We start from the raw sequence: 12,124 nt of genomic DNA on the forward strand, positions 1-12,124 counted from the left end.
TGAGGGGGAGGGGTCGCCTGCCGTAGGCAGGCGGGGTGGGGTGCTCCGCGTCACGATTATCAATGTGTCAGGGTCGAGAAAGACATCGGGGCAGTCACCCCACCCCGCCGCTCGTTTCACTCGCGTCGACCCTCCCCCCTCAAGGGGAGGGTACTACGCCACGTTCTGGTCGAGAATCTTCACCGCGTCTTCGAGGTCGACCGACACCAGTTGCGAGACGCCGCGCTCGGCCATGGTCACGCCGAACAGCCGGTTCATGCTCGCCATGGTGATCGGGTTGTGGGTGATGATGATGAAGCGCGTTTCCGTGGACGAGGTCATCTCGTGCAGGAGGTTGCAGAAGCGTTCTACGTTGTGGTCGTCGAGCGGTGCGTCGACTTCGTCCAGCACGCAGATCGGCGAGGGGTTGGTGAGGAACACCGCGAAGATCAGCGCCATCGCGGTGAGCGCCTGCTCGCCGCCCGAGAGCAGCGACAGCGTCTGCGGTTTCTTGCCGGGGGGCTTGGCGATGATCTCCAGTCCGGCTTCCAGCGGATCGTCGCTCTCGATCAGGTGCAGCGCCGCCTCGCCGCCGCCGAACAGCTGGGTGAACAGCCGCTTGAAATGGGTGTTGACGGTCTCGAACGAGGTCAGAAGCCGCTCGCGCGCTTCACGGTTGAGACTCTGGATGCCGGTGCGCAGCTTCTTGATGGCTTCGACGAGATCGTCGCGCTCGGTGGCGAGCGAGGTGTGCTGGGTCTCGACATCGCGCAGTTCCTCCTCGGCGCGCAGGTTGACGGCGCCGAGGCGGTCGCGGTCGCGGCGCAGCTTTTCCAGCTCCGTCTCGATCTCCGGCAGCGGCGGCAGGTCGACACCGTCATGGACCTCGGCCAGCGAGGCCACCACGCCGGGCTCGACCTCGAGCATGTCGCGAATTTCCCGTTCGGTATCCTCCAGACGACGCTTGCTGCCGTCCATGCGTTCCTCGGCGCGGGCGGTGGCCTCGCGCGCGCTCGACAGCGCCTCCAGCGAGATTTTCGCGGCGCGATCGGTTTCCGCCATAGCGGCTTCGGCGGCGGCGAGCGCATCGGCAGCGTCGCGACGGTCCTTCTCGGCGTGCTCGATCTCGCTGATGATGGCGCTGCGCTTCTCGGCGAACAGCGCCGGCGCGTTGTCAAGCTCGGCGCGCTCCGCTTTCACCTCGGTGACGCGCGCTTCGATGGTCGCGATTTGCGAGGCCGCGCTCTGCTTGCGGGTCTGCCATTCGTTGCGTTCTGCCGATATCGCCAGCAGGCGGCGGTCGGCAAGCTCGGCTTCGCGCGCCAGCGCCTGCGCCTCGGCCCGCACCTGCGCGGCGAGCCGGCGATGGCCGTCGATCTCGGTCCGAACTTCGCCGAGCTTGGTTTCGGTATCGAGGCTTGGCGGCAACTCGCCAAGCGCGGCGGTGGCGGCTTCATGGGCGGCGGCGACTTCCGTGCGGTCGCTGGTCAGGCGGTTGTGCGCCTCCGTCAGCGCCGAGCGGCGCGCCGCATGGCGATTGATCTCGCGCTCGGCGCTGGCATGGCGTTCACGCGCGGCGTCGGCTTCGCGCTGCGCCGTGCGCCAGGCATTGCGCGCCTCGCTCTCGGCTGAGGCGGCTGCGGTGACGGCCTGGCCGGAAGCAGTCACCGCCTGCTGAGCGACCTCCAGCGCCTGCCGCCGCTCGGCCACTTCCACGCGCGCGCGCTCGATCTCGCTCTCGATATCGGCAAGACGCGCGCGCTCGGCGAGCCGTCGTGCCGCGCCGGTCGGGGCATGGGCCGCGGTCACAAAGCCGTCCCAGCGCCAGACGTCGCCTTCGAGCGACACCAGCCGCTGGCCGGTTTTCAGATGCGCAACCAGCTCCGCGCCGCGCTCCCTGGCGACGACGCCGATCTGGGCCAGCCGCCGCGCCAGTTCGGGCGGCGCCTGCACATGGGCTGCAAGCGATTCCACGCCCCCCGGCAACGCCGGGTCCTCGGCCGTCACGGTTGCGCCGGTCCAGCGCATCGGCGCGGACTGGTCCACCGGTGCGTCGAGGTCGTCGCCGAGCACGGCGCCGATCGCCTTCTCGTAACCCTTGTCGACGCTGATGCCGTCGATGATCGGCGGCCACAGGTTCTTGCTTTCGCCGTTGAGGATCTTGGCGATGGTCTTGGCTTCGGTCTCGAGCCGCTGGGCGCGCTTGTCGGCCTCCTGCAAAGGTCCGCGCGCCGCTTCGACGCCGGAGCGGGCTGCTTCGAGCCGCCCCCGCGCGGCGGCATGTTCGGCCTCGCGCTCGCGGCTCAGGCTTTCCGATTGCGCGAGCGCCTGCTGTGCGCCCTCGATCGCCCCGCTCAACGCATCGAGATCGCCGAAACCGCTGGTCTGCTGCGCCAGCGCCTCGGTCTCGCGCCGCACGTCCGCGATCTGCTGGTCGATGCGCGCCAGACGGTCGCGATGGGTCCGCACGTTCGATTCAAGCTGGTTGCGCTTGGCGGTGAGGTCGGCCAGCGCGCGGGTCAATTCTGCGAACGTGGCCTCTGTCGCGGCGAGGGTTGCTTCCGCCTGCGCCACCCGCTCGTCGACACCGCTGCGGGTCTCGACGCGTGACTTGATCTCCTCCTTCAGCTCGGTGTCCTCGGCGTCGAGCCGCCGCAAGGCGTCCTCGGCATCGGAGGATTGCCGCTGCTCGCGCTCGATGTCGGATGCGAGCTGCGTCAGCCGACGGTCGAGTTCGGCGGCGCGCTCCTTCGCGCGCTCCTCCTCACGGTCGAGCGCTTCGCGCGCGCTGGTGAGGCGCTGCAGTCCGGCGGCGGCGCGGGCTTCCGCCTCGCGCAGCGCCGGCAGTTCGGACGCGCGTTCCGCCTGGACGCGGGCGGCTTCCGCCTGCTCGCGGGTGCGTTCGGCCAGTTCGCGGACGTTCAAATCGTGAATTCTGGCGGCTTCCGCCACCTCGGCCTGTGCGTCCAGCCAGCGCAGGTGGAACAGCATGGCCTCGGTCTTGCGCACTTTCGCCGCGACGTCGCGATAGCGGATCGCCTGCCGCGCCTGCTTCTTGAGGCCATCCATCTGGCCGGAGAGCTGGCCGATTACGTCCTCGACGCGGGTGAGATTGGTCTCTGCCGCCTTCAGCCGCAGTTCGGCTTCATGACGTCGTGCATGCAGGCCGGCGACGCCGGCGGCGTCCTCCAGCACGCGGCGGCGCTGCTCGGGCTTGGCCTGGATGATCTCGCCGATCTTGCCCTGGTGAACCAGCGCCGGCGAGCGTGCGCCGGTGGCGGCGTCGGCGAACAGGATCTGCACGTCGCGGGCGCGAACGTCGCGGCCGTTGATGCGATAGACCGAACCGGCCTCGCGCTCGATCCGGCGTGAAATCTCCAGCGTCTCGGAATCGTTGACGGCCGCGGGCGCGGAGCGATCGGTATTGTCGATCGTCATCACCACTTCGGCGTGGTTGCGCGCCGGGCGGTTGCCCGAGCCTGCGAAGATCACCGCGTCCATGTCGGCGGCGCGCAGCGACTTGTACGACGTCTCGCCCATCGCCCAGCGCAGCGCTTCGACCAGGTTGGACTTGCCGCAGCCGTTCGGCCCGACCACGCCGGTGAGACCCGGCTCGATCACGAAATCGGTGGGCTCGACGAACGACTTGAATCCGTGAAGGCGAAGGCGCGTGAGTTTCATGGGCACTCTGCTGTGCTGGCAAGACGCGAATCAGCCCGCAGTTACAATACCATATGTAGTATTGCCGGCAGCCCCGAGTCGCGCCTCGCGAGGCTCGACAATGACGAGGGCGCCGCGTCCGGGCAACCGTGGGGACCGGCTTTTCCAGAGGCTTTTACGGGAGTTAGGCAGAACATCGGGGCGGTCGCGCGGGGCGGTTGCGGAAACGTTCCGACATCCTCTGCGCTGGATCGTCCGCCTTCGCGGACGATGACGCCTCGGATAACCGCGGCCGAACGAGCGGTGCTTCAGCCCTTCAACAGCGGGTCGATCTTCTTCTTGAACTCCTCGAACGAGGTCTCGCCCTTCACCATCTCGCCATTGATGAAGAATGTCGGCGTCGAATTCACCTTCAGAACCTCGTTGGCGTATTTCTGGTCGGCCGCGATCTTGTCGAGCAGGGCCTGATCCTTGAGGCAGGTTTCGACCTCCTGACCGCTGAGGCCGGCCTGCTTGCCGATCTGCTTGAGCGATTCCGTGGTCTTCGATCCGGTCCAGACATCCTGCGACTTGAACAGCGTGTCGATAACGGCGAAGTATTTTCCCGCGTCGTCCTTGGCGATGCAGCGGGCCAGCATCGAGCCGGCCGCCGCCTTGATGTCGAGCGGGAATTCGCGGAACACGTAGCGGACCTTGTTAGTGTCGATGTATTCCGTCTTGATCTTCGGGAACACGTTTTCCGCAAAGCGCGCGCAGTGCGGACAGGTCATCGAGGCGTATTCGGTGATGGTGACGGCGGCATCCTTGGGCCCGAGCGCCATGTCCGGCAGCGAGACCGGTTTGGCGACGTCGGCGGCGGTGACGCTCTGGGCCATGGCCTCGCCGATCAGGCGCCAGGGCGAGAGACCTGCGAAGGCGGCGAGTCCGCTCAGCGAGAGGGCAGCGGTGAAGGCGCGGCGCGTGATGATCAAGGGTTTGCTCCCGAAACGGCGCAAGCGCGCCTGAAAGACATTTGTTCGCTAGCTTGAAACGACAATTGTGGCAATGGCGCGCTGTCGGAAGCCTATTCCATGGTCGCGTCAATTTCGCTTGATTGAGGCGCCAAGCCGCGCCAGCGCCGCGCGCAAACCGTCGTCTTCGATCGATGACAGCGTCCCGGCGACACTGGCGACATCCGTCTCGTCCGGCGGAGGCGCGGCCTTTCGCCGCCGAGTCTGGCGTGACAGCGGCGCCTGCCGCAAGGCCAGCCGGCCAACCGCGTTCCAGCCGAAGAAGCGATTCACCCGTTGCAGGATGACGTCGGAGGCGTGCTGGATTTCCAGCGCCGCCGGACCTTCGACCCGCAGCACCAGCGTCGCCGGTCGCTCGGGCTGTCCCTCGACGGGGCGGGGCCACTGGATTTTCATCGGTTCGGAATGCGCGGCGATCTCGGGTCCGGCGATTTCCGCCCACCGCGTCACCAGTTCGCGCGTTGCAAAACCCTGCCGCGCATAGGCGTCGGAAAAGACATCGCCGAGCAGCGCGGACAACGGCTTGGCCGAGATCGGACCGGGCTTGGACATCCGCGCCTTATAGCATGTCGGCATCTGGTTTGGGATGCGGTGAAAATATGTCGTCATGGCCGGACTTGTTCCGGCCATCCACGTCTTGCCGGTCCAGAATGAATAAAGACGTGGATGCCCGCGACAAGCGCGGGCATGACGTGGAGAGGATTTCGTCGAACGTCTAGAGTCGATACATGGCGCTGTCCGTGGAAAACAATGAGCGAAGGAGCCGTTCCGCGCGGCTGCTCGCCTGGTACGACCGGAACCGCCGCCGTCTGCCATGGCGCGCGCTGCCCGGCGAAGCCGCAGACCCTTATCGGGTCTGGCTGTCGGAGATCATGCTGCAGCAGACCACGGTGAGGGCGGTCGGGCCGTATTTCGAAAAGTTCCTGGCGCGCTGGCCGGACATTGATGCGATGGCGAACGCGTCGCTCGATGATGTCTTAAGGATGTGGGCCGGGCTCGGCTATTATTCGCGCGCGCGCAATCTTCACGCCTGCGCCGTGGCGGTGCGGTGCGATCACGGCGGCGCATTTCCCGATACGGAAGAGGGCTTGCGCGTGCTGCCGGGAATCGGCGCCTACACGGCGGCGGCGATCGCTGCGATCGCGTTCGGCCGCCGCACCATGCCCGTCGATGGCAACATCGAGCGCGTGGTGTCGCGACTGTTCGTGATGGAGGAGCCGCTGCCGAAGGCGAAGCCGCGCATCCGGGAGCTTGCGGCGACGCTGCTGGGACCCTCGCGGTCAGGCGATTCCGCGCAGGCGCTGATGGATCTCGGCGCGACCATCTGCACGCCGAAGAAGCCGGCCTGCGCGCTGTGTCCGCTGGGCGATGATTGTGTCGCGCGGCTGCGCGGCGACCAGGAGACCTTTCCGCGCAAGACGCCGAAGAAGGCGGGCGAGTTGCGGCGCGGCGCGGCTTTCGTGGTGACGCGCGGCGATGAACTGCTGGTCCGGACGCGGCCGACAAAAGGTCTGCTCGGCGGCATGACGGAAGTGCCGACATCGGACTGGCTCGCCGCGCAGGATGATGCAACCGCACGGAAGCAGGCGCCGTCAATCGGCACCGCGCGCTGGCGGCGCAAGGCCGGCACGGTGACGCATGTCTTCACGCATTTTCCATTGGAACTGGCCGTCTATACCGCGACCGCTGCCGCGCGGACCCGCGCGCCCGATGGCATGCGCTGGACGCCGATCGCAACGCTGAAGGATGAAGCGTTGCCGAACCTGATGCGCAAGGTCATCGCGCACGGGTTGGAGCATGGTGCTGACCCGAAGGGCCGCGCCAGCGCAAAGGGGAAGCCGGTTTTCGGACAAGATCCTGCCCGGTCGAAAACAGGCGAGAAAATCTGACGTCGCCGTCCCGTCGCGCCGCGCAAGCAAAAGGCCCTCCGGCGTGCGCCGAAGGGCCTCGTTGCCGAAGATGAAAGCCGATCAGGCAACCTTGGTCGTCATATGGCGGTACAGGAAACCCTTGGCTTCGTCGTCGTTCTCGGTCTTGAAGGTGAACTTGTCCTTCAGCGCGATCGCCCTCGCCGCAGCCGGCCGCGCCGAGACCTCGTCGAGCAGCCGCTTGAAGTTCGGATATTTGGCAACGCCGCTCTCGCCGATCACGCGAGACGCCATGCGCGCCCAACCCCAGAACGCCATGTCGACGATGGTGTAGGTGTCGCCGACCATGTAGCGACTGCTGGCGAGATGATCGTCGAGAACCTTGTAGTGACGATGCGCCTCGAACAGATAGCGGTTGACCGCGTAGTCCATGCCTTTCGGCGCATAGTCCTTGAAATGGATGGCCTGGCCGCCATAGGGCCCGAGGCCGCTCGCGATGAACATCAGCCACGACAAGAGTTGCGCGCGATTTGCGGGCGTATCGGCCGGCATGAACTTGCCGGTCTTTTCGCCGAGATAAAGAAGGATGGCATTGCTGTCGAATACGAACACGCCGTCGTCATCGATCGCCGGCACCTTGCCGTTCGGGTTCACCTTCAGGAACTCCGGCTTGAACTGGTCGCCCTTGCGGGTATCGACCGGCACCAGCTCGAAGGGCAGGCCGGTTTCTTCCAGAAACAGCGCGACCTTGTTCGGGTTCGGCGCGCCGTTGAAATAGAACTTGAGCATCAAAAAATCCTCTGTTTGTTCTTGAACTGAATGGGGACGCGGGCGGATCGCCGCGATGGGCCATTCCATGCTCGGATTTTTCGAACGATGCAACGGGCGAATTTTATGATCGGCTGTGAGTCGGCTGCACGGCCCAGCCCCGTCAGGTCGATACGATGGGCGGTCTCAGTCGGCCACCATCCGGCTGCGGATTTCGGCGCGCAGCTCGTCGATCAATCTGAGGCCCTTGCTGGTCTCGATGTGCCAGAAGGTCCAGCCATTGCAGGCGCCCGCGCCTTGCGCCACCGCGCCGATGCGGTGGATCGACCCCACCTTGTCGCCGAGCATGATGGCGCCGTCGGCGCGCACCAGGGCGCCGTGCCGCTTTTTCGCATCGACGAGTTTCGCGCCGGGCGAGATCATGCCGCGCTCGATCAGTTCAGAGAACGCCACACGCGGCGCCTGGCGCGCGGTCATGAACGGGGCCAGGGTTGCTTCCGGCAGCGGTTCGACGGCCGCGATGCGTTGCTCGGCGGCGGCGGCATAGGTCCGGTCGCGCTCGAAACCGATGTAGCTGCGGCCGAGACGCTTGGCGACGGCTCCGGTGGTGCCCGTGCCGTTGAACGGATCGATCACGAGATCACCTGGCTTGGACGACGACAACAAAACCCGCGCCAGCAAACCTTCCGGCTTCTGGGTCGGATGCACTTTCTTGCCGTCCTTGCCCTTCAGCCGCTCGTCGCCGGTGCACAGCGGAATCAGCCAGTCCGAACGCGCCTGCACGTCCTCGTTGGCGGCTTTCAGCGCCTCGTAATTGAAGGTGTAGCCCTTGGCGTTCTCGTCGCGCGCCGCCCAGATCATGGTTTCATGCGCGTTGGTGAAGCGGCGGCCGCGGAAATTCGGCATCGGATTGGTCTTGCGCCAGACGATGTCGTTGAGGATCCAGAAGCCGAGGTCCTGCATGATCGCGCCGACGCGGAAAATGTTGTGATAGGAGCCGATCACCCAGATTGTCGCTTGAGGCTTCATGATGCGGCGGCAGGCGAGCAGCCAGGCGCGCGTGAAGTCATCATATGCGGCGAAAGACGAGAACTTGTCCCAGTCGTCGTTGACGGCATCGACGTGCGATTCGTCGGGCCGCTTCAGATCGCCCTTGAGTTGCAGATTGTAGGGCGGATCTGCGAACACCAGATCGACCGATCCGGATGGAAGCTTCGACATCTCGGCGACGCAGTCGCCAACGATGATACGCGAAGCGGGGGAGTCAAATTTGGTGCGGGGCGCCTTTGCAGACGCCCCGCGACGCGACACGACCATGACTCACATACTCTGACTCAGGCGACGCTGTCGGCGACGCGGGACCAAACAACCGACTGGCGCTACAGTGACCTGCCAAAGTAAAAATCGACTTAATTGCAGATGCCTTTCGTTGATTGCAGACGCGTTTTCGCCACGTGGCGCGCAGAGCTTCGCAACGTGATGCGCAGAACCGATATCGTTTTTCACTTATGTGCGCGTTGTGGTCGCAGTCTTCGTCGTCAACATCGTCGGACCGTACGTTGCGTGACGCTCAGACTGAGCGACGAGAAACAGGAGCGGCGGAGGCGTCGCCACCGGGGTTTTCGCAGCCCCGCCACGCGATCATGCGCGAACGCCGCGGTTCGGACTCGTTTTCGATGTTCCAATAGTCGGTCAGGCGAAGTCCGACCTGAACCGCACTAGGCAATTATTGCCGGGCAGGCTATTGATTAATGAAGTGGAAATTTTACGTTGGCGTCGCCGGGTCGCGGTGATGTCGCGATCGAAACGAGGACCGACGCCATGCGTGATGACGATTTTCGCCGCAGCGACAACATCGACGATCGTCGCGACGGCGGCGGTGGCGGATTTGGCGGCGGCGGTGGCTTCGGCCGGGGCGGCCTCGGCATCGGCACCATTCTGATTCTTGGCCTGGTCGGCTACGCATTCGGCATCGATCCGCGCATCCTGATCGGCGGCGCGGAAATCCTGACCGGCGGCGGATCGGCCCCGAGCTATCAGACCGACAACCGCCCTTCCAAGACCGGCGCGCCGACCGATGACATGGGCAAAATGATATCCGGCGTGCTCGGTGAAATCGACGACCGCTGGAGCGAGATCTTCAGGGCCAACGGGCAGAGCTATTCGGGACCGCGCATCGTGCTGTTCCGCAACGCCACCAACGGCGGCCGCTGTGGCATGGCGCAGTCCGCGATGGGCCCGTTCTACTGCCCGCCCGACAAGCAGATATTCCTCGACACCAGTTTCTTCAAACAGGTGGAAACGCGCTTCCATGGCTGTTCGGGCAGCGCCTGCAGGTTCACCGCGGCCTACATCATTGCGCACGAGGCGGGGCACCACATCCAGAACCTGCTCGGCATCCTGCCGAAGGTGACGCGGTTGCAGCAACAGGCCGGTAGCAAGGCCGAGGCGAACGCGCTGCAGGTCAAGGTGGAACTGCAGGCGGATTGCCTGTCCGGCGTCTGGGTCAACCGCGAAGAGAAGAAACGTCCGGGCTTCCTCGAACCCGGCGATATCGACGCCGCGCTGACCACGGCGTCGGCGATCGGTGACGATACCTTGCAGCGGCAGGCGACCGGCCACGTGGTGCCGGATTCCTTCACGCATGGTTCCGCGGCGCAGCGCAAGCGCTGGTTCATGACCGGCTATCAGCAGGGCACCGTGCAGGCCTGCAATACCTTCGCTGCGGATAGTTTGTGAGTTAGAAGTCATCATGTCATGATAGTCATGGCCGGGCGTGTCCCGGCCATCTACGTCTTTTTCGTCGAGAAGATGTTGAAGACGTGGATGCCCGGCACAAGGCCGGGCATGACGGAGCTCCGCCATGCCGTCCATCGACGAGACAAAAACCTTCATCCCGCTCAACATCGCGGTGCTGACCGTATCCGACACCCGCTCACTCGCTGACGACAAGTCGGGTACGACGCTGGCGGATCGGTTGACCGCCGCCGGTCACAAGCTCGGCGCGCGCGAGATCGTCACCGACGATGTCGAGGCGATCCGCGCCGTGATCAAAAAATGGATCGCTGACGCGAATATCGATGTCGTCATCACCACCGGCGGGACGGGGTTCACCGGGCGTGACGTCACCCCCGAGGCCGTCGAGCCGCTGTTCCAGAAGCGGATGGACGGTTTCTCGATCGCCTTCCACATGCTGAGCCACGCCAAGATCGGCACCTCGACGATCCAGAGCCGCGCCACCGCCGGCACGGCGGGCTCGACTCTCATCTTCTGCCTGCCCGGTTCGCCGGGCGCCTGCCGCGACGGCTGGGACAGCATCCTCGCGCACCAGCTCGACTACCGCACGCGTCCGTGCAATTTCGTCGAGATCATGCCGAGGCTCGATGAACACCTGCGCCGGCCGAAGGCCAAGGGCGCTTAGGCGCAGCATTGTTCTTGATTTGTTCTAGTTTGGTGCTATGCTCTCTCAATGAGCAGAGCATCGGCTTCCATACTCAAGCGTCCGCCGGTCACGTTGCCCCCCGGACCGGCCGACGCCGCGTCACCCTTCGTCGAGCTTGAGGTCGCGATCGATCGCGAGCGCAGGAGGGGACGCGGCGCGCAGTCGAATGCCAGCGGCCGATACGAGATCGAAGCGCGCACCGCCTTCGACGACGGCTGGCGGAGCCTCGACGAACTGCCGCCGTTCAAGACCACGGTCGCGATCGACACCGCGCGAAAAGTCATCACCCGTAACGACTCGCCCGACATCAGCTTCGATCGCTCGATCAATCCCTATCGGGGCTGCGAGCACGGTTGCGTCTATTGTTTTGCACGGCCGACCCACGCCTATCTCGGCCTGTCGCCGGGGCTGGATTTCGAATCGAAACTGTATGCGAAGCCGGATGCCCCGGCCTTGCTGGAGAAGGAACTGGCAGCGGACGGCTACGAGCCGAAGATGATCGCGATCGGGACCAATACCGATCCCTACCAGCCGATCGAACGCGACCGGAAGATCATGCGCGGCATTCTCGAAGTGCTGGAGCGTGCGTCGCATCCGGTCGGCATCGTGACGAAATCGGCGCTGGTGACGCGCGACATCGACATCCTGTCGCGCATGGCGAAGCGCAATCTCGCCAAGGTGGCAATCTCGGTGACCTCACTCGATCCCAGGCTGGCGCGCGCCATGGAGCCGCGCGCATCGACGCCCATGAGGCGGCTGGAGGCGCTGCGAATGCTGTCGGAGGCCGGTATTCCGACCACGGTGATGGTGGCCCCCGTGATTCCGGCGTTGAACGACTGCGAGATCGAGCGGATTCTGGATGCCGCGGCCCATGCCGGCGTCAGGGAAGCGAACTATGTGCTGCTGCGCCTGCCGCTGGAAGTGCGCGATTTATTTCGCGAATGGCTGATGGCGAACTACCCCGATCGCTACCGCCATGTCTTCACGCTGATCCGCGACATGCGCAACGGCCGCGACTATGATTCGCAGTGGGGCACGCGGATGAAGGGCGCCGGGCCGATGGCCTGGATGATCGGCCGCCGCTTCGAGATCGCCTGTGAAAAACTCGGCCTCAACAAAAAGCGCTCAAAACTGACGACGGACCATTTTGCCAAGCCTCGAGGCAGCGGACAGCAGTTGAGCCTGTTTTAGAGTCTTCCTGCGTCCGATCGAGGCATCATCGTCATGTTCGGATGTGATCCGGGCATCACTCCCATTCTCCCCCCGCAGGCGGGGGAGGGATAAAGGGAAGGGGATGGATCGCCGGTACCATAGGCAAGCGGAAGCGATGCCGTTCTTCGTACAGGCAAGCGGAAGCGACGCCGTTCTTCGCATAGGCGAGCGGAAGCGACGCCGTT

At 65.0% G+C, this 12,124-nt stretch carries 9 protein-coding genes; 4 read left to right on the forward strand and 5 right to left on the reverse strand.

Annotated features, from left to right (window positions below):
• Nucleotides 1-153: 153 nt before the first annotated feature.
• The 3 genes from smc to ACS3WA_RS11035 form a co-directional block, all read right to left on the reverse strand.
• A complete protein-coding gene (smc, locus tag ACS3WA_RS11025; RefSeq protein WP_438278569.1) occupies nt 154-3,660 on the reverse strand; it encodes a chromosome segregation protein SMC in 3,507 nt (1,168 codons plus the stop codon).
• 287 nt (nt 3,661-3,947) lie between these two features.
• On the reverse strand, nt 3,948-4,610 hold the full coding sequence (locus ACS3WA_RS11030) for a DsbA family protein (protein ID WP_438278570.1): 663 nt from the start codon (nt 4,608-4,610) through the stop codon (nt 3,948-3,950).
• A 108-nt stretch (nt 4,611-4,718) separates the two neighbouring features.
• A complete protein-coding gene (locus ACS3WA_RS11035; protein WP_438278571.1) occupies nt 4,719-5,201 on the reverse strand; it encodes a DUF721 domain-containing protein in 483 nt (160 codons plus the stop codon).
• 176 nt (nt 5,202-5,377) lie between these two features.
• Here ACS3WA_RS11035 and mutY point away from each other — a divergent pair, with 176 nt between their 5' ends.
• A complete protein-coding gene (gene mutY / locus ACS3WA_RS11040) occupies nt 5,378-6,538 on the forward strand; it encodes an A/G-specific adenine glycosylase (RefSeq protein WP_438278572.1) in 1,161 nt (386 codons plus the stop codon).
• Nucleotides 6,539-6,619: 81 nt separating this feature from the next.
• Here the strand turns inward: mutY and ACS3WA_RS11045 are convergent, their stop codons facing one another.
• Nucleotides 6,620-7,306 (reverse strand): glutathione S-transferase family protein, encoded by a 687-nt coding sequence (locus tag ACS3WA_RS11045; RefSeq protein ID WP_438278573.1) that lies wholly within the window; start codon nt 7,304-7,306, stop codon nt 6,620-6,622.
• Between the two features lie 165 nt (nt 7,307-7,471).
• Nucleotides 7,472-8,602 carry a site-specific DNA-methyltransferase gene (locus ACS3WA_RS11050; RefSeq protein ID WP_438278574.1) on the reverse strand — a complete coding sequence of 377 codons (1,131 nt, stop codon included), beginning with the start codon at nt 8,600-8,602 and terminating at the stop codon, nt 7,472-7,474.
• Between the two features lie 504 nt (nt 8,603-9,106).
• Between ACS3WA_RS11050 and ypfJ the strand changes: the two genes are divergently transcribed.
• The 3 genes from ypfJ to ACS3WA_RS11065 all read left to right on the forward strand — a co-directional run bounded on the left by ypfJ (nt 9,107) and on the right by ACS3WA_RS11065 (nt 11,918).
• The gene (gene ypfJ / locus ACS3WA_RS11055; RefSeq protein WP_438278575.1) at nt 9,107-10,024 is read left to right on the forward strand and encodes a KPN_02809 family neutral zinc metallopeptidase; all 918 of its coding nucleotides are present in this window, start codon (nt 9,107-9,109) and stop codon (nt 10,022-10,024) included.
• Nucleotides 10,025-10,148: 124 nt separating this feature from the next.
• The gene (gene moaB / locus ACS3WA_RS11060) at nt 10,149-10,706 is read left to right on the forward strand and encodes a molybdenum cofactor biosynthesis protein B (RefSeq protein ID WP_438278576.1); all 558 of its coding nucleotides are present in this window, start codon (nt 10,149-10,151) and stop codon (nt 10,704-10,706) included.
• A 48-nt stretch (nt 10,707-10,754) separates the two neighbouring features.
• On the forward strand, nt 10,755-11,918 hold the full coding sequence (locus tag ACS3WA_RS11065; protein ID WP_438278577.1) for a PA0069 family radical SAM protein: 1,164 nt from the start codon (nt 10,755-10,757) through the stop codon (nt 11,916-11,918).
• Nucleotides 11,919-12,124 lie beyond the last annotated feature (206 nt).

The sequence above is a fragment of the Nitrobacter sp. genome (assembly GCF_051535235.1).
Taxonomy (GTDB): Bacteria; Pseudomonadota; Alphaproteobacteria; order Rhizobiales; family Xanthobacteraceae; genus Nitrobacter.